This is a genomic window from Shewanella sp. SR43-8, assembly GCF_014163775.1.
GTDB classification, from domain to species: Bacteria; Pseudomonadota; Gammaproteobacteria; order Enterobacterales; family Shewanellaceae; genus Shewanella; species Shewanella vesiculosa.
The window spans coordinates 16,971-42,596 of sequence record NZ_JACJDX010000002.1 but is presented as its reverse complement, the minus strand read 5'-3'; the positions used below and the strand labels follow the sequence as shown (position 1 = coordinate 42,596).

Here is a 25,626-nt window from a genome sequence, read left to right as displayed (position 1 = left end):
AAGGGGCTTTTTTTGCGAGCTTAAATTAAAGCGCTACGTTGTGAATCCGAGCTTTTTCTTTGATGTAAGAAATATAGCTCTTAGCACTACGTTCGGTCTTCTTATCATTCGCGGCAAGCACCGCACGATTATAAGCAGACTTGTACTTTTTCAGGCTTAAGTATGCTAAAGCTAGCTCAAACTGAGCTTCACCCGGATTATCGATGCCTGCATCAAGTGCTTTTTTAAACACAGGAATAGCGTCATCGAACTTTTGATCTAAAGCAAGAATGCGACCTTGTTTTAAATACAAATCACCCTTATTACTAACGGCAGCGGCTTTTCCATAATAAAAAGCGGCTTCTTTTAGCTCTTTAGCATTATGATAAAAACCAGCAAGAGTTGATAAACTCTTCTCGTTTTCAACAATAAGACCAGACTTTAAATGCTTTTCGAAAATGGTAGCAGCTTTGTAAGGCGAACCTTTTTGTGCTAACAACTGAGACAAACGGGTAATGTTACTGTCTGTCTCTAAAAAGCCATTCTTATAGGCTAAATCATATGTTGCAAGTGACTTATCATAATCTTCAGTCATTAAGTAAAACTGAGCTAACTGTACCCAGAGACGTTTATCGTCTTGGAACAAAGGCACCATAGTTTCTAATACTTTTACGGCTTCTTTGTATTTTTTCTGGTTAAAGTAAGCGGTTAACTTCATCTGATATAGGCCCTTGTCAGGCGATTCAGCTAAAGATAAACCTTTGTCAGATACTTGAAGAACTTTATTCCAATCTTTTAACTCAGTGTAGGCAATACCAATACGGCGATACATTTGCGAATCAGCCTTACAGGTAAAATCCATCCACTTGTAGTAGTAAGGAATAGCCTCTTTAAACATTTTTTCCTGGAGTAATAAATCAGCATACAAACGCATTGTTGCTGCATGATCGGTACCACCAAGAATATCAGCGTCAACAGCAGTCTTTAAATATTTGATTGCTGTCTTCATCTGGCCTTTTTCGGCATAGAAGTTACCTAACATACGATCGACATAAGCTTTATCGAAATCGTTTTTAGCATTAGCCTCAAGCAAAATTGAAATAGCTTGGTCTAAATTTCCTTCAGTGTAAGCTTCAAAAGATTTTTGAACTTTTTTTGCAGCGCTTTCGCCAACAGCACGAGATTGACGTTTATCAATTTCACACTTTTCAGCAGCCACTACAGAGTTTGACAATAGTGCACTTCCACAGACTGAAAGTAATAACGCTGTAGCGATACTAGTAACTTTACGCATTATCTACCTCCCTTTCTCTAGTGTGAAGTCAAGCTGAACTGTCATACCGGTTTGTTTTAATGGCTTGCCATCAACGATCTTTGGCTTATATTTCCATTTCTTCAATGCGCGAATCGCTTCGCGATCGAATAAACGTTTAGGTTCAGCCTGGATGACAGAAACATCATCAACACCACCAAGTTCGTTAATCGTAAATGAAAGTTGAACATAACCTTCTTTACCATCACGAGCAGCAGCAATTGGATACTGTGGCTCAATACGAACGATAGGGGTAGCATCACCATCACGGGTCATCATATTGCCAAGTTTAAAACCTGTACTTGGTCCACCAGCTTCGATACCACCCATATTGAACGCCATATTAGTGTCAATATTAGTTGATGAATCTGGCGGAGTAGTATCCGGCTTCGGTGGCTGCTCCGGTGGTGGAGGTGGCTTAGGTGTAACCCTTGGTTTTTTCTGTGCCTTCGAATCCTGTTTATCCATCGTAATTTCAATAACAGGGGATTCCACTGAGTCGCCGTTGCGTTGTGCGCCACCGCCGACTAGGAAAGCCATGAAAGCAAACAGCCCAAAAGTCACTGCAGCACCAATGATTATTGATACGAGTGCTCTTAGCATATTACTCATTCCCCGCTGATACTGAAATTTTGTCAATACCGGCAGCTTTAACATTATCAAGCACTTTAACGACTAAACCATGTAAAGCGTCTTTGTCTGCTTGAATCAATACAGCTGCTTCTGGTGCTTCCGCTAACATACGCTCTACGTTTGCAGTTACACGCTCGATATCAACCTGACGGTTTTCCATCATAATGACGCCAGTTTTGCTGATGCCAATAAAGATGTTTGCCGATGGTTTAGACGTAGCCTGTGACGCTTTAGGCTTGTTGTAGTCTAAGCCTGATGGCTTAACAAACGATGTTGTTACAATGAAGAAGATCAGCATGATAAACACGATGTCTAGCATCGGGGTCATATCAATCTGCGCTTCCTCTTCCATACTGGAATGCTTCTTACGTGCCATGTTCAATCTCTCTCTAGTGGTGAGGCATGCTGTCTTTTAGCTTTTCTAAACTGATTCTCATTTTTGAGTCTAAACGAGTGCTAAAGAATACACCCGATAGAGCTGCAACCATTCCTGCCATAGTTGGCATAGTGGCCATAGAGATACCAGCGGCCATTAAACGAGCATTACTCGTCCCCTGAACTGCCATCACATCGAATACTGAAATCATACCGGTTACAGTACCTAATAAACCAATCATTGGACAAATGGCTACTAAGGTTTTGATTAACAGCATACGTGCATTCAAATCTTGCTTCGCTTGGGATAACCAAGCTTCACGGATACGGTGAGCATGCCAAGAAGTCGTTTCTTCTCTTGCTTCCCATGACGCGATAACGGCTTGATGTTGTTTTGGTGATATCCAGTTGAGATACCAGTAACGCTCAAGCATTAACACCCACATTAGGAATAGCACAGCTGCAACCAGCCAGAGGACATCGCCTCCGGAGGCCATGAAGCCCCTGACGGAATCCCATACGTCCATCAGGATTAGCATCATTAGTCAGCCCTCTTCTCAGCATGTTCTGCAATGATACCAGCACTTTGTTCTTCAAGAACTTGAACAATAGACTTGCTACGAGCCACTACGATTGCATGTAATAACATTAGAGGCAATGCAGCGATAAGACCTTGAACAGTCGTAATAAGCGCCATTGAAATACCACCAGCCATCAATTTAGGGTCACCAGTACCGAATAATTGAATTGATTGGAAGGTTGCGATCATACCGGTAACAGTACCCAATAGACCCATCATAGGAGCAATAGCTGCGATAACTTTGATGATAGAAATACGCGCTTCTAAAGCAGGTGTTTCTTTTAATATCGCTTCATCAAGTTTCAGCTCAAGTGTTTCAACATCAACATCTTTGTTTGATTGATACACTTTTAAGATGCGACCTAAAGCGTTATTACCAGGCTTCTCAATGTTCTTACGTTGGCTATTAACTTTACCGCCAATGATAGTAAGAGTCACTAGACGCTCAATAGCAATTAATGCACCCAATGCTAATAAAGCAAGAATGATATAACCAATAGTTCCACCGGCTTCTAAACGATCTTCTAGGCTAGCTTTGTTAGTGAAAATATTCAATAACACGCCACGAGCAGGATCGATATAGAAAGGAGCTACACCTGAAGTAGTGTCTTCCCATGTACCAACAGCGCTAACTTGGTAACCTTCTGGCTGTTGTGATAGCTGTTGAATTAAACCAAGTTCTGGCTTGTAAACAACATATTTACCATCAGCAGTTAAGTTGAAAGGACCTACACGGTGGATAGAAGTGGTCTCAACATTGCCATCGATCGCGGTAACGTCACCTTGGAATTTAACAATTTTACCAGATTGAACCATTTCAAAAAGCTGAGCTTCCCAAAACTGCTCTAACTCTTCAATTTTAGGTAATGACTTACGCGCACCAAGTTCAGCAATAAAAGTATCGCGACCTGGATACTGAGCACTAATGTTAGATGCTGCTAGCTTACCAGCGAAATCACCAGCTTCACCTTTAACAACACCAAACATCTCACCTAAGTCACCTTGTGCGGTTTTTAAGTCTTCTTCTAACTGAGCAATTTTACGCTCGTTATCTAAAAATGCTTGGTTTAAATCTTTACCACGTTGCTTTTCAGCAGCAAGGGCATTTTTCTCGCGCTTAAGTAATTCAGCTTTATCACCACGTTCAGCTTGAAACTCTTGTTCACGCTTAGCGTTTGTTTTGCCTTCATTAGCACGATCAACTTTAACTTGTTGTAATAGTTGATCAATGGTTTTTGGTGCATCTGCAGCAGAAACCATACCAGCCGTTAAAGAGAAAGTTGCAGCCACTAGCACTGATGTAATTAACTTCTTCATTATTGTGCAGTCTCCGCAGCAGGAATTGGTAATGCGAATAGGTCTAATGCGCCTTGCTTACGAGCAATACGGATACCTTTAGTAATGTCGCGTAGATAGCTGTCGTCTAACTTGTTCCAAGACTTAGCATCAGCATCGTACATCCATGCTATTTTTTGATCTAAGCTTTGTGCGTAAAGTGCAACACGGCCTAAATTAAAGAAATCAACTAGCACTTCTTTGCCATCAAGGCTTAGTTTACCGGTATGTACAGCAACGAAATTACCATACTCACGCTCAATGCTATAAGCATCAAGGATTAGACGATATTTCTCTGCCAATGTAACTTCTGCAGTATTAAGAATATCTTTTAGATTTTTAACACGGTTCTGACGAACTTCCGTATTAAAAGGTAAATCTAAATTAACAAACTGTTCTAGAGCATCAACCATTTTAAACATTAATGGCACAACACCTTGACGAAGTTTATCAACGCCATTGATATCAGTTTGAATTAAATCAAGTGAATTTTGTTGATCAGCTACCAAGCCTGCAACGTAATCATTGTATGCTTTCAATGATTCACGCTCATCAGCTACGCTGCCATACTCAAAAAGCATGTCTTGTGCTTGGTCAAAATATTTGTCGACTTTCTGTTGTGACGCAGCAGAAGCAGCATTAAGGCTACTATCCGCTTTTTGAACGTCAGCTAGAGGATCTGCAACAACGAAGTTGCTACTAGCTAAAGCCAGAGCGCCAACAAGTGCAGTAGCGATTTTTGTTCTATTGCTTACCTTGGACATAGTTCCCAACCAATTTGAAGTGAATTAAAAAGTTCAACTTTGTGAAATAGCGATGATCTAAAATTGTGATCAATGTTACTTCAACTAAGTACGTCTTTTTCTTGTGATTGTTAGTTTTTCTTCCTTTTTCTGCACCTATTAAGGCGCAGACCCATTAGCATCATTCCACAAAATGTTGACCTATGTCAACATTTGAAAAGTTTAAAAACTAGTAGAAAGAGCCGTTATAGGAGCGAATGTTGATGAAAGGTTAATAATTAAACATGTGCAAGATGATTATGTAGTAATTAAGTGTTAAGGGATAATTTTTATTTGTTTTTATTCAATAGCTTAAAAAGTAATGGCCAAGTTACTTTATTGTAACCTCACCTTTTTTCTAATTATGAAAATAATTTTGAAGCATGCAAATACCAAGCTAATACTTCATCTTGATCATTCTTAAGTATTTTAAGTTCATTTAACGTCATATTATTGAGCTGTAGTTTTTCCAAAAAAATAGCTAACTTTGATTCATCAAAAGATGCATCAACCAATTCAGTTAAACGTAATTTTAACGTATCCATTTGTATTGTAATAAATTCAATAAACTCTAACTTTTTTGTAACAGGCCAGAATAATCCATTTTTAAAAAATTGAGCCACAAAGCGCATCAACTCGCAATCTTGAGCTGCCGCGTCATCAAACATTACTAGCGATTTAATCAATTGATTGACTTCTTTTCTAACGCTCTCACATTGTGGATCTTTTTTAATACGATCAACATCTTTCGAATTATTGACATTGCCCATTGCATTAGCCATTTTGACTAAACACTCTATAAGCAAATTGACTTCTTTTTTCTGTATTAAATTCAAAATTCTTCGGTTTCGATTGAGGATCATCGAACGTTTATGGTGAAACACAATAACAAACTGACCATCACTTTTTATGACTCTATTTGCTTCTTGAAGAGATTTTTCGACATTTGAATACTCAAAACCAAATTGGGATATATAAAGGTCTACGGAGTTTGCCTCAAATGGGAGCTGTTCACAGCGAGTATTAGACATCAAGGCGATATCAATATTATGATTATTTTGGTTTTCAGAGCTAGCTAAACTAACTTCTGCTAAATCGACACCAACAACCTTACCGGTTAATTCACTGGTTAATAATTCATCGCGAAGTAACAGCGGTAATGAGCCATTACCAGTACCAACATCGACAACTAAAAATTTTTCAGTTAAGCCGTTAAAAATCGGTTTCCACACACTTTTCAATATGCCGTCATAATTACCAGATAAAGCCTCACCGAATGACGTGGTGTGTCCTTGCTGCCAATATTCACTCCAGTGATTATTCATTGATTCTCCTTAATTAATGACAATGTATTGCTTAATTATCTCAACTCAGGATGAGATAAATTGATAAAAATGAGTTTAACTCAAGCCAACGATACCTAACCTTCACATAAATATACTCACAAGGAATAATATTGATATCTGAATTATTTTCCATTATGAGTTAAACAGCTAAGCCAAAAATACCGTGGCTAAATATAAACTAAATAAAAAGGCTCCCGAAGGAGCCTCTCTTGTCTTATGTCTAATTAAATATTAGAACTTAAGAGTATAACTTGCACGGTATTCACGACCGTAGTTGTTATATAGATCAGGGTTTTCGTATATTCCAACAGAACTCAGTACTGGATCTTCATCTGTTAGGTTGTTAACACCTAATAACAATGAACCATAGTTACCTGCATCATACACGTAGCTGATATTGTGGATTAACCAAGAATCTAAATGGCCAGTGTCATCATCTTCATAAGTAGATGCTGTGTAGCTCATGTTCCATGAGAATCTGTGATCGCCCATGCTGTAGTTAGTGGTAAAGTTAGACTTGTAGTCAGGTGAACCATTCCAACCAGCGATGTCAACGGCTTCAGAACCACCTTCAACTTCTTGGATATAATCTAGCACGAAACTGTTGTTCCAGTTAAAGCCGATATCACCAATTGCCGTTTCAAACTTAGCGTTAAGCGCGACGTCAATACCAGTAATTTCTAATTTGTCACCGTTGCCGTAACCAGTACCAACTTCTAAAGCACGTCCTAATGAACCATCAACGCCATTTGGAGCACGTTTAACATAGAAAGTGTCATTTTCTGCTAGAGTACCAGCACCAATACCACGCATAACGTTGGTAATTGTACGACGACTGATTACGTCATCAATTTTTAAGTTAAAGTAATCGACCTTAACACCGATATCATCGACGATATCCCATGCAACACCTAAGTTAGTATACTTAGATGTTTCAGGACCTAGGCTATCGTTAGCACGAATATAAGTATCATACTGTTTTGAACTACAATCTGCATCAGAGATACCTGCAGATTCACAGAACGGATAATCGGTACCTGTATCAGCACTGAATGTTGTTGCTGCATACAACTGATCTAATGAAGGCGCACGGAACGCTTCAGAGTAAGATGCACGTACTACAACGTTATCAAGAGCTTGCCAGCGAACAGAAGCTTTTGGTGCTACGTTATCACCAAAATCACTGTAATCATCGTAACGAGCTGCAAGGTTTAATTCAATGTCATCTGTTAACGGTAATACCGCTTCATAGAACATTGCCCATACTTGACGATCGCCACCAGCAGAGTTACCAGCACTACCACCAACTAAGCCAGCTTCTGACTGAGCGTCATACACTTCGCTATATTGTTGGTCGAAATATTCCATACCAACGTAATGTGCAACAGCACCACCTGGTAATTCGAACGCGTCAAAACCAATACCAGCACTGTATTGATCAAATGTAGCACGACCTTGTGTTAAGGTTGTGGTTTTCATGTTATTGATACCAGCTTCAGAGCCTAAATCAATATCATTTGCTTGGTTATAAGCTAGACCAGCATAGCTTAAGTAGTACTCACCGATAGACTTGTTATCGGCGATGTTGTGGTGGTAGTAAAATTCCCACTCAGCATCGTTTAGTGCACTAATCGTACCACGCAAACCAGTTAAATAATCTTGGTTGTAATCGTCAACGTTACCGTCACGAGTACCGATACCAACCCAACGGAAATAGCCAGTAGTTTCTTCACCATATGGATTATGTGGGTTATCTGCTGCCATGCTATTCCAAGCTGCTGCTGGAGGCGCATAACGACCAAATGAGTTACCAGCAGTAACCATCACACGGCCAAACCATTCAATGTCTTCTGCAATTTCATAGTTAGCATCAACATAAACAGTATTACGCTCTGTAGATGCTTTGTTATAAGAAACGTTAGCAAAAGCATACATACAATAAGTAGAGCCAGCTCCACCCCAATCATTGTCAGCTTTAACAGTTTGGAATACATCTGAACCATACTGTGCTTCTAAGTCATTACATAATAATGATGCTTGTGCAGTAGAGAAATCTGGAGCAGCTACAGTTGCACCATAAATACTCCAACCTGAAGTTTCTTCATAAGCTTGGATTTCACCGTCGCCGTTGAAATCTGTCATGCTCGCTGCAGTGTATGGACGGTCAGCGTCAGAAATACCTTTACGATCCTGGTGGTCAAACGAGAAAGTAATGTTACCTTTGTCCATTTGATAACCAGCAACAACAGAGAATTCTTTACTTGTTAATCCGCCGTCTTGGTCACGAGAACCACCGCCAACGTTGAATTCGATACCTTGATAATTCTTCTTCATGATGATGTTAACAACACCAGCAATCGCATCAGAACCATAAGTAGAAGATGCACCGTCAGTCAGAATGTCAATACGTTCTACTGCGGCCATTGGAATAGCGTTCAAGTTAGCAGATGCACCACCTAGAGTAGGTGAACCTGGGAAACGCTTACCATCGATAAGTACTAGAGTACGGCTTGAGCCTGCACCACGTAAATCGATCGTTGCTTGAGATTGTGCAGAACTACCTGAACGCTCAGAGAATGAACCGAAAGAGTTCAAGTTACTGTTACGAAGTGCGTCAGCAACTGTAAAGTTACCTTCCATCTTCATATCTTCAGTTGTAATAGTCGTAATTGGTGAAGCGCCTTCAAGGTCAGAACGCTTAATGCGCGATCCAGTAACCTCAATACGTTCTACTTTTGCGCCATCTTCATCAGCAGCAAAAACTGCTGGTGAAGCGAATGCAGCTGCTGCTGCACCACTGATCAGTGCTAAGCGCACTGATTTAGCTAATACGTTCTTATGCATTGTCTATCTCCCTGGACTTTTTTATGTCTTTCTTATAATGCTAACAACTTTTTAGTTGTTAGTTCAATGAGAGGATGCAACAGAAAACAATCACAACCACCCAATTACAGATGCAATAAAATCACATTTGAAACAACTAATCAACAACTGATGAACTGTAAGCACAAAAGTTAATCAAATGTAACAAAAGCAACTGTTAACAATTATGAACAGGGTGTTTTTTTTACTATAAAAAACAATAGACTAAGTTTGACAGCTTTTTAAGTAAGGCTTTGCTAAATCTAAATGGAGAAAGTTAACATTATGTTTTAATTTACCATTTGTTCGAAGTAAGCTTTTTTCATCACTTGGAGCAAATATAAAAATCTTATCGACTAATAAAAAGAGATATGTTGATAATAATTTAACATTTCATCAACTGGATTACTTTTGATAAATGTAAACAATCCTAACCTCTCTTATGGAAGAGTACTTAACCATTCCAGCTAAATGCATGCTGTTATCTTGTGGCGACAAGCTAATATTTGAGATGAATAGATTAAAGTAATAGCAGTTGATTATTTACCAGTGAGTCAAAAGAATGCCCACAAAGTTGTAGGATGGGTTCTGCGATGGGTTGAATTTGTTTACTGATGTAATATTCATAATCAATATTAGTCGGTTTGGCTTCAATGGCCTGTGCTCCCGTTAGGGTCATGACATAGCGGATTTTTTGGCCTTTTCGGGTAACGTTTTTGTCTCCTAGAATATCGGCAAGCTGTTTAGCTGCTTTCACATGAGGTGATGATTTTGCGGTATAGTCTTCGACATTACGTCTTAAGCGCTTTGTAAAAATCAGTTCATTGTCTCTGGCTCCATGATTAATTGCTGCCAGCTCATTGGTTAAGTAATCAATCACATCTTCGCCTTTAAAAAACAGTTCGTACAAATGGTATTGCATCCTACGGGCAATGGGACTCCAATCGCTTCTTACCTGCTCCATACCTTTAAAGGTTAATTCCAATTGTTGAGCCTCATTTAATACAGCACCAACATAGCGTTTTTTACTGCCTTCATCTGAGCCTCTTAGTGTGGGCATAATAAATTGTTCGAAATGTGTTTCAAATTCGAGTTCGAGATAACTGTCTAATTGATATTCTTGCGTGCACCATTGAAGCCAACGCTGAGTAATCGATACCGACAGGTGCTTACCCACAGCTTGAATATCGGTAATGCCATGATTATCGCCTAACCACACAAAAGTGGAATCGGTGTCACCATAAATCACCTGATAACCGCACTCTTCTATCCACTGTTTAGTCAGTTTCATAATTTGATGACCGCGCATGGTAATTGAACTGGCTAATTTTGCATCATGAAAAACACAACCTCGAGAGCCGAGCACTCCATATAAGGAGTTCATAATAATTTTTATTGCTTGCGATAAAGGCGCATTTTTATCACTTTTGGCTAACTCTCTTTGTTCTGCAAGACTAGCAACCAGTGCCGGTAAAATAGGCGAGTTACGACTAAAATGAGCCCCTAAATACCCTGCTACTGTGTTTGTGTCACCTGTGACATCATTTATATACATGCCTTCGACTAATCCTTTAGGATCAATCAGAAATGTTCTGATTATCGATGGGTATAGACTTTTAAAATCTAATACTAAAACATCTTTATAGTAGCCAGGGATAGAGGACATAACATAGCCACCAGGACTCTCTAAACCATTACTGGCAGGATGTGCTGGTGCCACAAACCCACTTCGATGTAAGTGAGGAAGATACAAGTGATAAAATGCCGCAATTGATGCGCCAACGCGGCCAAATTCCAAACCAGTTAACTTGGCACGTTCAAGTGCGAAGTCTAATAACTGGGTTTTTTCAAAAATATCCCAGACTAAGCGACAATCGGTAATATTATAAAAAGCCAGCGCATTTTTATCTTGTTCAAATAAATGGGTAATTTCCTGACCACGATTTTCAACATGGTCAATGGCTTTTCCTTCTGCCAATAATTGTCGCGATACAGACTCTAACGAAAAGCTATCAAATTGATAAAAAGCCGCTTTAAGCCAATCAATGCCATCCAACACCACTCGCCCTGGGAGCGATAAGGTTTCTGGTCGATATTTTTCGGCTACTTTCCAGCTTAACTCTCTATTTCCACGGCCAATGATTAAGGGGATGTTATGTAATACGCAACGTTTATACAGTAAGGCTAAATCGAAGGTAACCACTGCCCAACCGATAATAATATCGGGGTCATATTCACTAAACCACGCAATTAATCGCTGTATCAGCTCAACTTCATCTTTAACCCAAGTAATAAATTGATGACAATCCGCTTGCGGCTCGCCAACCATAAACACACATTGATATTCGCGGCCATACAAACCAACAGAATATAACTCTCCTGCAAAGCTGCATTCAAAATCTAACGAAATCATCTTAAGCGGTATGCTAACCACTTGGTCTGCAGGTATTTTTCTGGCACGATTAATCGATAACACTGGCATTGATGAAGCGGAATACATATCTTGATAACGACCAACACACTCAATGTCTAAAGCGATAAAGCGCTCAATAAGAAAGCGTTGTTCAGGCCTGATATCGGTTTCAAATAAGGTAATACCGATATCTTGAGCAATGCGACTGACTAATTTTAGCTGGGTATTAGACTTTAGATACAATGCACTAATCGGTTCATGGGCAAAACTCATCAGTGATATTGATTCCGCTTTAAGGACGAAACCGACTTTTTGACTCAATAGATCAACATCTTGCTGACGACAGAAACATATCACCTCACTGTGATAAAGCTCTGCTAGCACAGGCCCCTGAGCGGTTTTAATATAATATTGCAAGACTAATTGCCCATGTCGATAAATCGCATGGCGCGTTAATACTTGTCCCTGAACATTATGATCAGTAGCCGGGTTATTTGTTGGCTTTACTTCGGGTTTGAATTCCTGCACCAGTTTACTCAATTTGATTTATTACTTCGTGGCATGCTAATTCACTGTTATTATGTACAGCATAATTCAGTCTATGTAGAAATCATACTTCCTATGCTACCGGATAAGATAAAAAGTCAAATTCGTACCATTTATAAAGAAATTGCCACATCAATGCCGCAATTTCGCTCGCGTCGCGAGCAAAACTATATGGTAGCGGAAATATCTAAAACGTTAGCAGGTGAATATGACAAAGACCGTCGGATTATTGTGGTTGAAGCGGGTACGGGTATTGGTAAATCCTTGTCCTACATTTTAGGCGCTATTCCTTTAGCCGTTGCCACGAAAAAGAAAGTCTGCATTGCCACTGCAACCGTAGCACTTCAAGAACAATTACTGCATAAAGACTTGCCATATTTTTTACAGCAATCCGGTATTGATTTTAAATTTGGTCTGGTAAAAGGCCGTCAACGCTATGTCTGTTTAGCCAAGCTTGAAGCTATGATCGGCGCACAAGACAGCTCGCAAATTGCTATGTGGCAAACTAAGCCCGATCAAAGTCAAATTAATGAATTACAAAAGCTTCATCAAGATTTCCACCAAAAACGTTGGAATGGTGAAATCGATACTTTAAAGCACCCTATCCCTGATTTTTTATGGCAACAAATTTGTTGTGACAAACACAGTTGCCACCGTCAAGTATCGGCGCACCATAATTGTCCATTTCATAAAGCCCGTGAAGACGTCGATACATGGGATGTGTTAATTGTTAACCACAGTCTGTTATTTGCCGATTTAGAGCTTGGTGGTGGCGTCATTTTACCTGAACCGGAAGACATGTTTTATGTCATCGACGAAGCTCACCATCTCCCCATTGTCGCAAGAGACTTTTCCAGTGCTCAAGCCACATTGCGAGGAGCATGTGATTGGTTAGAAAAGGCCTCAAAGACCTGTTCTAAGCTGCAGAATCAGCTCAAAACCACCCATATTATTGCCCCAGTGCAAGCGATGCTTGATCACACCACAGATTTAACTAATTTACTCACCCAAGTGGCTCATTATTGTGATACTCAGCCGCAGCTATTTGCCAATCCTGAATCTCGGCTTCGGTTTGAACATGGCAAATTACCGCCATCATTATTAATACAGGCAGAAAACCTGGCCACGGCATCGGGTTCTGCAGTAAAGCAGTTTAATAAAGTCGTTTCTGTGTTAAATGAAGCCATCAAGGATGGAGAAGTCCCTAAGCATCAATCTGAAGGTTTGCTGTCTGAAACAGGCTTCATCTTACAAAGACTAGATAACTTATATAAGTTATGGAAAATGATGGCCAAAGAGGACAGCAAAAAAGGCGCACCAATGGCACGTTGGGCTGAATTAATAACAGGCAAACAGCAAGATTATCTATTTTGTTCATCGCCTATAGAAGTCGGCTTTATGCTTGAGTCCATGCTGTGGCAAAAAGCCGCTGGAGTCGTATTGTGCAGTGCCACACTGCGGGCATTAAATAGCTTTAACCATTTTGCTCACCAAATTGGATTATCAATCAACGATGGCAGTCGTTTTTTAGCTTTACTGTCTCCTTTTGATTATGAAAATAATGCCACCTTATTCATTCCTCAAATGGTTAATGAACCTACCGACGATAATTACACTGCAGAACTGGCACAACATATTGTGACATTAATTGATGGTGAAATGGCCACCCTAGTGCTGTTTGCTTCCTACTGGCAAATGGACAAAGTGGTTGAATTAGTTGAAGGAAAAATTTCTAAAGAACAACTTTTTGTGCAAGGCGCTATTCCACGTCAACAAATATTAGAACAACATAAAAAGCGCTGTGATGACGGCTTACCGAGTATTATTTTCGGCACGGGCAGTTTTTCTGAAGGTCTTGATTTACCCGGTGATTATTTAACAAATCTCATCATTACAAAGTTGCCATTTGCAGTGCCGACATCACCGGTTGAACAAGCTCACGCGGAATACTTAAAAGTAAAAGGCGGTAATCCATTTTTACAGCTGACAATTCCTGATGCTTCACGTAAATTAGTCCAAAGTTGTGGCCGACTGCTACGCAAAGAACAAGATTATGGTCGTGTGACCATTTTAGATCGTCGTTTAGTCACTAAACGTTATGGCAAATCATTGATTGATGCCCTTCCTCCTTTTAGACGTGTCATTGAATAGGTATTGAGTTGGATTTATTATTAGACCCTAGCCACTGGGCTGTATTAGCGGTCATTGGTATTATTGCTGGTTTTATTGATGCTATTGTTGGTGGTGGTGGGCTGCTTTCTATTCCTGCATTACTGACTGTAGGTATTCCACCTCATCTAGCGTTAGGAACAAATAAGCTGGCAGCTTGTTTTGGCTCCTTTACCTCAAGTTACACCTTCTACAAAAAACAATTGTTTACCCCCGCATTATGGAAAACGTGCTTTTTTGCTACCCTTATTGGATCGATAGCAGGTTGTGGCTTAGTGTTTTTGATTGACCCACAATGGTTAGATAAAATATTACCACTGCTCATTATTAGTATCGCGATATATACTTTATTTAGCCCCAAAGCGATGGGCCAAGAAAATATACCCGCGCCAAAATTTAGCTCATCTAAGTACAAACAAATTAGCCAAGGATTTATTTTAGGTGGCTATGATGGTTTTGCCGGCCCAGGTATTGGTGCTTTTTGGACGGTATCGTCTATTTCGCTGTATAAGCTGCCTCTTCTGCAGAGTTGTGGATTAGCACGAGTCATGACAGCAGTGAGTAACATCACCGCATTAATCATTTTTGCATCGATGGGTCAAGTGCAATGGATGCTGGGCTTATGGATGGGGATATGTATGATGGCAGGTTCGTTTATCGGCGCAAGAAGTGCGATTCGATTTGGAATACCTTTTATTAAACCAATATTTATTATTATGGTATTGTCGATAGCGGTCCATCTTACGTGGAGTGCCTGGGCATGAACACCCAACAATTGGTCTCAATGTTAAAACAGCAGCTTGCACAACTTGAGCAAGATGCGTTAATCCACGACCAAAATTTAGCACCGTCACAACGGCAATCATTAATCGACATTGAACGTTTTAACAGTCAACTGTTTGCTCAACAAGGCGCTCAATTAAGCCCTTGCATCATTCAGTTGCGCCAAGACATTAAACAACTTGAAAAACAACTATTTCTTAAGTTGGGTGGTAATGTTATTCAACTCAGTTGTAATCGTATTCAAGACAGATTTAGTGCCTTGCGCAGAGCATTGCTCACCACAGATATCAATCTTAAATCCGAACAACAGCGCAAAGCCAGTAATCGGGCTCGATACGCCAAAAAACAACAACAAGCTATTCAAGACAGTGGTTTTGGCTGGATAGCCAGTAATGTGATGCAAAACAGCCATCAACTCTATGCCGAACTCAATAAACATTTAAATTGGGCGAAAAAAATAGAGCAAAAAATACAACAAATGGAAGCAACGCTTGAATTCTGTCATAGTAATGACAAAATAAAATTGCAAAATGATATCCTTTCAATGCATCGTCGCTTAGGGAAATGCAAACAAGCAACCAGTTATATTGAAGAGCGTATTCAACTTTTTGAAAGACCTCGCCAAAGTTACCCACGTTAAGGAGAAACAATGAAATCTTTATTTACAACAAGTGCGCTTTTGGCATGTTTAACATCATCATCGGTATTAGCTGCTAATTTAACCATCCCAATGTCTTTTGAGTACCTTGCACTTGATGGTACAGAAGTTGAAACGAGCATGTTCAATCACCAATCGGATTTAGCCTTAACCAATGGCACCCATAAGATTGCGATTCGTTATCATGATGTGGTCGATGATTCCTTTAGCGATAGTCAAACGTTTATAAAATCAACCCCGTTAATTGTTACCTTAACGGTGGATGGCGATCATCAGTACTTATTGCAACCCGCTCAAGGTGACGTGATTAAGAATCCAAAAGCATTTGCAAAAAAACCACAAATCAACATTAAGCGTCAAGATAATATGGCTGTAACTTACAGCGTTGAACAAACTAATTTTACTGAAGACTCATTTATTACCAGCCTATTTAACAAAAAAAACCAAAATGATATTGAAACCCTATCGGCTTCGGCAACGGGTAGCGGTATTCAACCAACACAAACAGTAGCAGTACAATCAGATGTTGCATCGGCTACAACAATCAGTGCACCAGTTATCGCAACAGTGCCTGCAGCAGCGGCTCAAAAAACCACCCCAGCCCAAGCAGAACAAATGCTCCAGTATTGGTGGTTACAGGCCGACGATAAAACCCGTAAAGAGTTTATGGGCTGGGCCATCAAGCAACTCTAGTCTTGAAGTATATTCCCTTTGTATATCACGCCAGCTATTCACAGCTGGCGTTGCCTAGCACCCATCGTTTTCCAACCAGCAAATATCATAATTTGTACCAGCATGCACTCAAGCATCAATTGTTATTTGAGCAGTATCGCCAAACTCCTTCGCCAATTGATAAAGAAATACTGTATGGCATTCATTGTCCTCTGTACGTAGAACAATTTATTAATGGCACCTTAGATCACAAAGTCCAGAGACGTATCGGCTTCCCGTGGAGCAATGAGTTAGTCAGGCGAACTTTACACGCCGTAAATGGAACTCGTTTGTGTGCTGAGCTAGCGCTTGAGCATGGTATAGCGGTTCATTTAACTGGTGGCTATCACCATGCACATTACGATTTTGGCAGTGGTTTTTGCATCTTTAATGACTTAGTCATCGCGGCCAGATCGGCCATTGATGCTAAAAAAGCAGATAAAGTACTTATTTTTGATTGCGACGTGCATCAAGGTGATGGCACCGCCACATTGACTCAAGGTCACTCAGACATCATTAGTTGTTCAATACACTGCGCGCAAAATTTTCCATCTAGAAAGCAGCAATCTGACCACGACATCGATCTCGATAAAGGCTGTACTGATAGTGATTATCTTGACCACATAAGACAAATATTGCCATACCTCATTCGTCTGCATCAGCCTGACCTGATCATTTATGATGCTGGAGTCGATATTCATCAGCATGATGACCTTGGCTACTTCGCTATTTCGACTCAAGGTATTCTCGATAGAGATAAACAAGTCATATCGATCGCAAAAATGCACAACATCCCACTTGCAGCGGTTATAGGTGGAGGCTATAGTCGTAATGAAGATGAATTAACACTCAGACATAGCCAATTGTTAATTGCAGCAAATCAATTATGGTTGTAGCAGAGTAAAAACACTCTCGACATCGAAGTGAATGTCGATAAATCGAACCGTCTCAATGGAGCGTAATAATGCAATTAGAGATCCGAAACTATTATGAAGTTCTATTAATGGAAATGCTGAGAGATGAAGGCTTAATGGACGAGTTGCCAGAAGAATACTTAGCCGATTTATGTTGCGTCACATTGAATCAGTTACCGGTTAGGTACATTCGTCATTTAGTCGACACCTATTTTTTTGAAAATTATCAAGAACTCAAACAGATGAAAACTGAGATAAGTGAAGCACTGGAACGTTCAAGAAAATTTCTAAAAATGAATTTGCAAAAACGCTTACAAGAAGAAGCTGAACTTGCTGGCCAGCAGTAATGTATGGCGAAACCATGATTAACTGGAACTAATAAGTTAAGTTGGTGCTTTAGCTATGAGTTGAAATAGACTAATAGGTGTTTATTATTCAATAGTCGCTAGATTAAGGTATTTATTAAGCGCATTGATTGATGCTGTTGAGTAAGTCATATGTTGTTTGAAGTGAGATTCCTTGAAAGTACAGTCAGCCACTGTGGGCTGCTATGTGGCATGAACGAACAGTGACCACCTAATTTTTTTAGCTATTTAGACACAACATTATCTGTTTTCCCTTTTTAGTCTTTTCGTATTTACCATAAATTAGCTAATTATTTAACTGGCGTATAAAGGGTTGCTTGTGGGTTCAGAAAAGTCTATCTGAACTTATCTGGTCAGGTATAAAATAAGATTTCAATATTGAAAATAAAAACTCACATTTAATCTGACTGAGCTACATAAACTAGGTTCAAGAAAACTTTAATAGAACTTCCTATTTCGCTCGTTAGTAACCATCCTCTGGATAACATCCCGTGATTTTAGAAATAAAAAGGGAATAGCCTCCAATGCCCTAATCCTCACTATATATTGTTATGCTTAACACGCTTTTGCATTAAGGTAACAGCGCATGACGTAAGTCATGATTAGACTGCTATTTTAAATGTTTAAAATATAAGAATGGCGCAATAGGATCACTTAACTTTGTCACTAAGTTAGCTTTGTCTTTTGGATCATCAAACCATGCATATCTGACAGCTTTGGGCTCGCTTACATGCTCGTTCCAAACAACTAATGAATTACCATTGAGCATAGCTTGTGCCCTATAAAACTTTCCATTTTCATCACCAATTTCAACTCCTATAATAGAATTTGAAAGCTGCTTGTTGATAAAAATTGGATCGGTTAAACTCATTACAACTTGCTTATTTCTAAAATCAACCCGGTGTATATTTGTATCTATGTAATGCTGCTTTTTAGCGTAAATTTTATAAAGGGTTAACCTCGCGATTCTTTCTGATAAAATACGTTTTCTTTTAGGATGAACATCTGCAGCATCGCCTTGATCATAACTAACCACCAGGGATACATTGGACAGTTCATTTGAAATTTCACTCTGTAATTGTCTATACTCAGCCCAAGGTCTGTTCATGCCAGGTAATTGCACTATATTAAAAGGTAGTGATGGTTCCTGCCAGATCTGACGCCATTCCTTGACCATGGTTTTTAGCTTGAGTTTATTCAGCTCTTTTGAAAAATAACTATCAAGCCTTTGATTTTCTGTAATTGGGGCGTTTGATTCACCTTGATACCATATAACCCCTTTTATTTGAAAAGGAGATAGAGGTTTAATTCCTGAGTCAAACATAAAACCTGGTTCGTAAGGATGATGAGGTAAAGGTTTTTCAGGAAAATGCTCTATCCAAGCTGATAAATTAAGTAGTGCACGTTCTTTGCACCAAGGCATAATATGAGTTAGCCAATGCTCTGCAAGTGGAGACAGTTCAGGGGTAGAAGCAAGAGTTGATTTACTAATAAAGTTCTCAGTCATAGTGCCCCCTACCGACACATTTATTACTCCTACGGGAACATCTAACTGCTTTTGTAATTTAGCCGCAAAATAGAATGCTACCGCCGAGAAACTTGCATTGTTCTTCTGTGTACTAAGCTTCCAACCTTCTGTATGTAAATAATTTTCACTATTAAGCTTGCTTAATTTATCTATATCAAAAATAACGTCATCTGGATACAAATCGTCTCCGTTATAATCCAGTAAACGAATCGAATTATTGCTAGATTTCGAGAGTTCACTATTTGCGTCTATAGTTTTTGCTACTTCAAAACGCATATTAGACTGGCCTGCAGCCAACCAAACTTCACCGATTAAAATATCTTTTAGAGTAAGTTGGTTGTTTGATGTCGTTATTACCAACTTATATGCTTGATACCCACCCTCCATAGCATCGAGGACAACTTGCCATTCCCCATACTTATTAGCTTTCGAAATCTTAAGCTGATTGGCATAACTAACTTTAACAATCTGTTTTGGTTCAGCCTTCCCCCAAATCCGGATAGGTTTTCCTTGCTGTAAAACCATATGGTCGCTAAATACACTCGGCAATTCTAAACAAAAACCAGGTGTTATAGAGTTAATTAATAAACAAAAATACAAAACAACTTTAAATTTAGTCATACCAAGCCTCGTTTCTAATCTACTTTGTTAGCAAATGACTTGAAGTTAATCGCTTCAAGCTCTGCAGACATTACTTTAAACTCTTCATCGGAAAGATTTTGGAAAGGAACTCTGTTGCCACCTAAATCTAAACCTATTACTTTCATAATTTGTTTACCTGACACAATATTTCCATGGTACTTTGCGATAACATCAATTAAATCAAACGACTGGTATTGTAGATGTTATGTTTTTTTCTAAATAACCTTCTGCATATGCTTTTCGTATACCTGTGTACAAGTCTGCCGCATAATTAAATATGCCACCGATACAAACCCTTGCTCCGCCAAATGCTAAAGAAGGGAGTAGAGTTTCATCTTGACCATGAAGCATATCGAACTTGCCATCTTTATAGCGTCGACACTGAGTGTATTAGTAAAGGCTTAAAGGTATATTTAATACCTGCAAAGTTTGCGATTCGGCCGTCAACAGCTTTTAATAAAGCAAGCATCGAAACGTATACACCTGTACAGGCAGGAATACGATAGTAATAAAAAGGTTGCTCTGGGGTAACTGAGGAAATTTGCTCAGGTAAAATTGACTCAGGAGCAACCGTCACAAGCACTTTACCTAAATCTTTGCGACAATAGGTTTGCAATTCATCTTTACTTATTTTTCTAATATGCTCATTGTTGTGAATGCTTTTTTTGGTCACATTCAAATGAGGCCCTTCAAAGTGAACACCAATAATACCGGGCATACTTTGCCTAATAGCTTGGCTTACAACATCTGCAGCTTCCTCTAGCTTGGTTATGTCACTTTTAATCAACGTCGGTAAGAGACTTGTTGAACCAAACATTACGTGCGCTGTAACCATTTTTTGCAGCGTCTCTAATGTTGTTCCATGGTTGAATAACGCTCCACAGCCTCCATTACTTGGGTACCAGAGCTATGACGCCATCAAGTTCGATACACGGCTCATGGTAGTAGGTTACTCGCTCTGCAACTTTGTCATTGACAACTCTTATTGATTTATCATCATGGAATTTCACACCATCAAAGAGCTGGGTAGGCTTAAAAATCATCAGTCTTCCATCATTTTGAAATGTGGGCATATAGCCCACATCTGAGTTGAGTAGGGTTAAAAGTTAAGCTTTAAACCTGCGTAAAAAGAACGACCAAACAAGTCATAAGCAGTACCATTGGTTAGTGTTCCAACCTGATAATATTTATGAGTTTGAGTAAGTTGTGGAGGTTGTTTGTCAAAGATATTTTTAATGCCAAAATAGGCATTAACTGAGTCTGAAAAGCTATAACTGATCCGTGCGTCATGATACGTGCGAGACTCAATCTCATTTAATTCGTCTGTCATCAAGCTGTTGTCGTTACGATCTTTAGTACTATCCCAGTAACGTAATTGCCAATAAAGATTGAAGTTTTCGATGCTATAAGAAGCGTTCATATTAAAGCGAAGTTTAGGGAATAACACTTCCCCTTCAAGATGCTGTGTATCGCCAGACTCAATCCCTGTAATGCTGTATTCATCAATGTAGTTAGCAGCTAACCCTAGGTATAAATCACCAATATCAAAACTTGTTTGATATGAAATATCTAAGTCAAAACCGCTAGTTTTAATGATATTTTCATTGCCTGATGCTGAGTTAACATCTAATGCGGCACCTGAGCGCCCATCACGACGGACTAAACTACCACAATTAGGATCAAACTCACTTGGAGACACACTGTAACAACGGTTTAATAACACTGTTCGATCTGTATTAGCAATTGCATCATCAATTTCAATATCGTAATAGTCAATCGACATCTGTAAGTCATCTAACCACTCAGGCGTCAATACAACCCCTAAAGTTAGTGTGTCAGCTTTCTCTTCTTTTACATTTTCAGAACCACTTAATAGACCTGAAGTGTTTTGACTTTCAACTTGTGTCAATAAAAATGCACCATCACTATCAATACGATTTTGGATTGCACTGATTGAGCGACAGTTATCAGCAATGTTGCCGGTATCCGCATTGCTGATGCCGTTACATGGATCGACAACAAATGCTGCGGTAGCTGTACCACCTGCAAATAGGTCGCTCACATTTGGTGCCCTTACCGCAGTAGCTACAGCACCACGTAACTTAATTGAGTCTGAAATCGGTGCATCAATACCCACAGTCCAATTTGTAGTAGTTCCGACTGATGAGTAATCACCTACACGTACAGCAAAATCAAGGTTAAGCTGCTCTAAGATTGGAACATGGAGTTCGGCAAAAACATCAACAACATCAAATTCACCTTTTGTTTTTGCAATACGACTACCGCGAACTATGCCAGCTTGTCTTAGTGGATCTGGAGTTTCTTGACCTTTTTCTTTTCGATACTCAACACCTGCTGCAAAACCTAAGTTATTTACATCATCGCTGAAGGCAAAATCAATATCCCCCGCGATAACTGATGTCACTACATATTGCTCTATAGAGCCATTTAAGCCGGTATCCGCAGAGAGATAATCGACAGCTTCTTGTGAAATGCCATCATATGCGAATGGGTTAAATGGAACACAACCACTAATCCGCGCGATATCATCAGCACACTGGTATCCACCCGCACCATCGCTCACGACATCAAGCGCGAAGCGTGCACGCTCAAGGTTAATATCTCCATGATTTTTTTGATTTTGGTCAGTAACCCCGTAAGTAGCACTTACATTTAGATAAGTACTGTCAGTCAGGTCATACTCATAATTACCTGCAACACGAAACGTAGAACGTACATTTTCTGCACCGCGATCTCCAAACTCATATAGACGTCTAAAAGTTAAGCTAACATCATCAAGATTTGTTATACCATCTTGCAGTAACGCATTGCCGAGGTCAGTGCCTGCAAACCAAGGGTGAGTCGCAATATCAATCCCGGTGCTGCCACCACGTGATAACTTAAAGATATCATTACGAGTATCTAAAGGAATTGCCTCCATACGCGTGCGTGACTCAACACGTGAATAATTAGCTGTAAAGTTAAGACGTGATATATCATCTAAATCTAGTGATAAACCTGTAGCTGCAAATGTTCTATTTAATGGAGTGATCATTGAACGATATTCATGAAAGTTAAATGCATCTGATGTTGCAACATCTTCAGTTCGTACAAATGGAGTACCATCACCTATATAACTACCAATGCGCCCCTCAGGAATATGTGATGAACCAACGAACTGTGGTGTATCGACTAATCCATCACCATCAGTATCAACAGAATCTAAATGAACACTTGAGTAGTCACGATCTGTCGCCATCAAACCTTCATCATCAGAGTAACCTAATGAAAACCAGGCGTTACCACTATCGAAGTTGTGGCCTACAGTAAATTCTAAATCAGTTGTACCGGCAGCACCTGCTTCTGTTTCTCCTTTTTGTAATTTAACTGCCACTCCATTAAAGTTCTTTTTTAGAATAATGTTCACTACACCAGCTATTGCATCTGAACCATAGGCAGCTGATTGACCACCTGTTAATACTTCAACACGCTGTATCATAGTTGTAGGGATTGTATTTAAATCTACACCATAGCCAGAACCAACAGACATGCCTGAAACATAACGCATACCATCAACCAAAACCAAAGTTCTTGAAGAGCCTAAGTTTCTTAACGCTACAGTGTTTAAACCACCATCCTGCTCACTTGAGTTTGAGCTGGAAGATGTTGTATCACCAACAATAGATGGAATTTTACCAAGCAAGTCACCTACATTCACTGCACCGACACCTTCAATATCATCAGAATCTATAACCTTAATTGGTGATGGAGATTCAAAATCACCTTTTCTGATATGCGAACCGGTCACTAGGATTTTTTCAACTTCGGAGTGTGCTGCAGGTTGCTCCTCAGCAAATGCACAGTTACTTACTGCTGCCCCAACGCAAAAGCTGAGGAACGATTTTGAAAATAGCCTGGTCAATTTATTAGTCATGTTATGTACCCTGTTGATAGATTTTTGTCAGCTTTAAATGCTGTATAATTGTTAACCTGTTATACCAGAATACCAGTCGTTTAATTTTTGTCAAAAGGATCTAATAGAAAAACAATAAATTTTTTCTAAGGTTATGAAAAAAAAGGATTTTAAAAATTAAGCAGTTATGACTGTAATCCAGTGACAGCTTAATTTAAGGGGAAGTTAATTTACTGCATTGATATTGAAGTTAATAAATTTGATATGGGTACTACCCGTTGCTTCATATTAAATAGCTATTGTTCCATCATTCAGTGTGCAATTGTCGCCTTACTAATAAACGCGATGACCACTGTAGCTCGTCTGTTATTTGTTGTGTCCAACCGCCTTGAACATCACCATCAAGTCATTGAATATAATTAATTTTTTGAAAAAGTTGTTGTTTTTATTTTTTCAGGAAGGGCTTGTAAGTCTTTAGTGTAGTTTTGAGGTAGTTTGGTTTCTACTTTGGGTAATGGCTGGTTAAACTCATTATCAAACAAACCGTCATCAATCATTGTTAGACCAAATTGCTGTTTCCATTGGTAGAAACATTTGTAGTTAAGTCTGCAAATAACTGCCCTAAAGATATTAAGCGAAGCACCGTTGCTAGTAGCTCAGCGGCAGTTACTTTTAAAAAGCTGACTAACTGACCGGCTTTGATAGAGCAGTATAGCTTAACAAGTTCTAATACAGATGATTGCAACCCTGCTAGGGACTGAAAACCAGAGTAGCGATGTAAAAGTTTTAAGTTATTAAGTTATTAAGTGTAATATGTACAAGGATTTATTTATCGGTACCAGTATTAAATCGCGTCCATCTAGCTTGACGATGGCTTGCTTTTCAATAAACGTGCACGAAAGTCTTCGTCAGCAATTTTGCTTTGCGGTTTTACTTCTATAAATTTTTGTGTGCTGTCAGTGTGGTTTAGTAAAAAGTCAGGTTTGTAACGGCAAATACGGTTATCAAACTCATATTCATAACCTAGTGGTTGTGCTTCGAATGCATCTATTGATGGTGAAAATTCAAAATAAAAACAAGAATCGAACTTTAAGGAGGATTCAACTAAACAGGTAGATTTATTTTTTAACTAGCAAATTTATGGAGGTTTTTGACACGAGAATCTTTGAGTTTTCTTCTGTACATGTGAGTCAATTATCTAACCATTTGATTAAATACTAGACTATGCCATCTTCTTAGTACAAATATACCAACTAATACTTCAAACAACATCATTGGGGGGAATATTGGAGGTTCCCCTAGAGCCACACCCCGGCACACGAGTCACTTGCTGCGGTTGCTCCCTTCCAGGCCTGGCCGAGTTCACAAGTTATCATTGCGGGGGGACCCTAGGGTCACCATTGACTTCTGAAACATGAAATATAACGTTTATGTGTCAGAACGGGGCGATTATCCCCTAACCTATTGCCTTGATCAAGCCTTTATCTTAATAAGTTCTCAATCACTTACCTAACTGCGCAATACTTAACCTTAACGCGAAATTCAACATGTAATAACTGCAGGGTTAACCGACAAAAATTTATCCATTTTTAGATCATCTATATCAAACTCCCCCATTTATTGGCTAACAAGACTCATTTACGCAGCATATCTCAGCAGCTGGCCGTCCATTTAAGCAGAAGATATCGACAAAGAGTAATTGCATAGGCCTTAACTTCATCGACGAGATAAAACAAGAACCATATTACTGCTTAATGGATCCATTAATACCTGTACTCAC

At 39.3% G+C, this 25,626-nt stretch carries 21 protein-coding genes and 1 other RNA gene; 6 read left to right on the top strand and 16 right to left on the bottom strand.

Annotated elements, in window-relative coordinates; genetic code table 11:
• Positions 1 to 25 precede the first annotated feature (25 nt).
• The 9 genes from H5114_RS02600 to H5114_RS02560 all read right to left on the bottom strand — a co-directional run bounded on the left by H5114_RS02600 (position 26) and on the right by H5114_RS02560 (position 12,145).
• Positions 26 to 1,273 (bottom strand): tetratricopeptide repeat protein, encoded by a 1,248-nt coding sequence (locus tag H5114_RS02600; RefSeq protein ID WP_124016393.1) that lies wholly within the window; start codon positions 1,271 to 1,273, stop codon positions 26 to 28.
• A 3-nt stretch (positions 1,274 to 1,276) separates the two neighbouring features.
• Positions 1,277 to 1,894, bottom strand: a complete 618-nt coding sequence (locus H5114_RS02595; protein ID WP_124016530.1) for an energy transducer TonB — start codon at positions 1,892 to 1,894, stop codon at positions 1,277 to 1,279.
• 1 nt (position 1,895) lies between these two features.
• On the bottom strand, positions 1,896 to 2,300 hold the full coding sequence (locus tag H5114_RS02590; protein ID WP_124016392.1) for a biopolymer transporter ExbD: 405 nt from the start codon (positions 2,298 to 2,300) through the stop codon (positions 1,896 to 1,898).
• Between the two features lie 13 nt (positions 2,301 to 2,313).
• A complete protein-coding gene (locus tag H5114_RS02585) occupies positions 2,314 to 2,841 on the bottom strand; it encodes a MotA/TolQ/ExbB proton channel family protein (protein ID WP_124016391.1) in 528 nt (175 codons plus the stop codon).
• The gene (locus H5114_RS02580; protein ID WP_182722123.1) at positions 2,841 to 4,196 is read right to left on the bottom strand and encodes a MotA/TolQ/ExbB proton channel family protein; all 1,356 of its coding nucleotides are present in this window, start codon (positions 4,194 to 4,196) and stop codon (positions 2,841 to 2,843) included. Before H5114_RS02580 ends, H5114_RS02585 begins: the two co-directional genes overlap by 1 nt.
• Positions 4,196 to 4,978: a DUF3450 domain-containing protein gene (locus H5114_RS02575; protein ID WP_124016389.1), complete on the bottom strand. Its 783-nt coding sequence runs from the start codon at positions 4,976 to 4,978 to the stop codon at positions 4,196 to 4,198. Before H5114_RS02575 ends, H5114_RS02580 begins: the two co-directional genes overlap by 1 nt.
• A 380-nt stretch (positions 4,979 to 5,358) precedes the next feature.
• Positions 5,359 to 6,321, bottom strand: a complete 963-nt coding sequence (locus H5114_RS02570) for a class I SAM-dependent methyltransferase (RefSeq protein WP_124016388.1) — start codon at positions 6,319 to 6,321, stop codon at positions 5,359 to 5,361.
• Positions 6,322 to 6,573: 252 nt separating this feature from the next.
• Positions 6,574 to 9,186: a TonB-dependent receptor domain-containing protein gene (locus H5114_RS02565; RefSeq protein WP_182697038.1), complete on the bottom strand. Its 2,613-nt coding sequence runs from the start codon at positions 9,184 to 9,186 to the stop codon at positions 6,574 to 6,576.
• A 538-nt stretch (positions 9,187 to 9,724) separates the two neighbouring features.
• On the bottom strand, positions 9,725 to 12,145 hold the full coding sequence (locus tag H5114_RS02560; protein ID WP_182722122.1) for a DNA polymerase II: 2,421 nt from the start codon (positions 12,143 to 12,145) through the stop codon (positions 9,725 to 9,727).
• A gap of 93 nt (positions 12,146 to 12,238) precedes the next feature.
• Between H5114_RS02560 and dinG the strand changes: the two genes are divergently transcribed.
• The 6 genes from dinG to H5114_RS02530 all read left to right on the top strand — a co-directional run bounded on the left by dinG (position 12,239) and on the right by H5114_RS02530 (position 17,745).
• On the top strand, positions 12,239 to 14,314 hold the full coding sequence (gene dinG, locus H5114_RS02555; protein WP_182722121.1) for an ATP-dependent DNA helicase DinG: 2,076 nt from the start codon (positions 12,239 to 12,241) through the stop codon (positions 14,312 to 14,314).
• Between the two features lie 8 nt (positions 14,315 to 14,322).
• A complete protein-coding gene (locus H5114_RS02550; RefSeq protein ID WP_182722120.1) occupies positions 14,323 to 15,096 on the top strand; it encodes a TSUP family transporter in 774 nt (257 codons plus the stop codon).
• Complete coding sequence (locus tag H5114_RS02545; RefSeq protein WP_124016383.1) at positions 15,093 to 15,755, top strand: primosomal replication protein; 663 nt, start codon at positions 15,093 to 15,095, stop codon at positions 15,753 to 15,755. The genes H5114_RS02550 and H5114_RS02545 overlap by 4 nt, the downstream gene beginning before the upstream one ends.
• 9 nt (positions 15,756 to 15,764) lie before the next feature.
• Positions 15,765 to 16,466, top strand: coding sequence for a DUF2057 domain-containing protein (locus tag H5114_RS02540; RefSeq protein WP_124016382.1), 702 nt, complete (start codon positions 15,765 to 15,767; stop codon positions 16,464 to 16,466).
• Between the two features lie 2 nt (positions 16,467 to 16,468).
• Positions 16,469 to 17,380: a histone deacetylase gene (locus H5114_RS02535; RefSeq protein WP_182722119.1), complete on the top strand. Its 912-nt coding sequence runs from the start codon at positions 16,469 to 16,471 to the stop codon at positions 17,378 to 17,380.
• Between the two features lie 68 nt (positions 17,381 to 17,448).
• Positions 17,449 to 17,745: a late competence development ComFB family protein gene (locus H5114_RS02530; protein WP_182722118.1), complete on the top strand. Its 297-nt coding sequence runs from the start codon at positions 17,449 to 17,451 to the stop codon at positions 17,743 to 17,745.
• Between the two features lie 628 nt (positions 17,746 to 18,373).
• Here the strand turns inward: H5114_RS02530 and H5114_RS02525 are convergent.
• The 7 genes from H5114_RS02525 to ffs all read right to left on the bottom strand — a co-directional run bounded on the left by H5114_RS02525 (position 18,374) and on the right by ffs (position 25,238).
• Positions 18,374 to 19,912: a sialate O-acetylesterase gene (locus tag H5114_RS02525; protein ID WP_182722117.1), complete on the bottom strand. Its 1,539-nt coding sequence runs from the start codon at positions 19,910 to 19,912 to the stop codon at positions 18,374 to 18,376.
• Positions 19,913 to 19,926: 14 nt separating this feature from the next.
• Positions 19,927 to 20,076, bottom strand: a complete 150-nt coding sequence (locus H5114_RS02520; protein ID WP_182722116.1) for a hypothetical protein — start codon at positions 20,074 to 20,076, stop codon at positions 19,927 to 19,929.
• A gap of 224 nt (positions 20,077 to 20,300) precedes the next feature.
• Positions 20,301 to 20,750: a hypothetical protein gene (locus H5114_RS02515; protein ID WP_182722115.1), complete on the bottom strand. Its 450-nt coding sequence runs from the start codon at positions 20,748 to 20,750 to the stop codon at positions 20,301 to 20,303.
• Positions 20,751 to 21,032: 282 nt separating this feature from the next.
• Positions 21,033 to 23,867: a TonB-dependent receptor domain-containing protein gene (locus tag H5114_RS02510; RefSeq protein ID WP_182722114.1), complete on the bottom strand. Its 2,835-nt coding sequence runs from the start codon at positions 23,865 to 23,867 to the stop codon at positions 21,033 to 21,035.
• Positions 23,868 to 24,265: 398 nt separating this feature from the next.
• On the bottom strand, positions 24,266 to 24,403 hold the full coding sequence (locus H5114_RS02505; protein WP_182722299.1) for a hypothetical protein: 138 nt from the start codon (positions 24,401 to 24,403) through the stop codon (positions 24,266 to 24,268).
• 302 nt (positions 24,404 to 24,705) lie between these two features.
• Positions 24,706 to 24,897 carry a TnsA endonuclease N-terminal domain-containing protein gene (locus H5114_RS20635; RefSeq protein WP_310736382.1) on the bottom strand — a complete coding sequence of 64 codons (192 nt, stop codon included), beginning with the start codon at positions 24,895 to 24,897 and terminating at the stop codon, positions 24,706 to 24,708.
• 244 nt (positions 24,898 to 25,141) lie between these two features.
• Positions 25,142 to 25,238: signal recognition particle sRNA small type (gene ffs / locus H5114_RS02495), an RNA gene on the bottom strand.
• Positions 25,239 to 25,626: the final 388 nt, after the last annotated feature.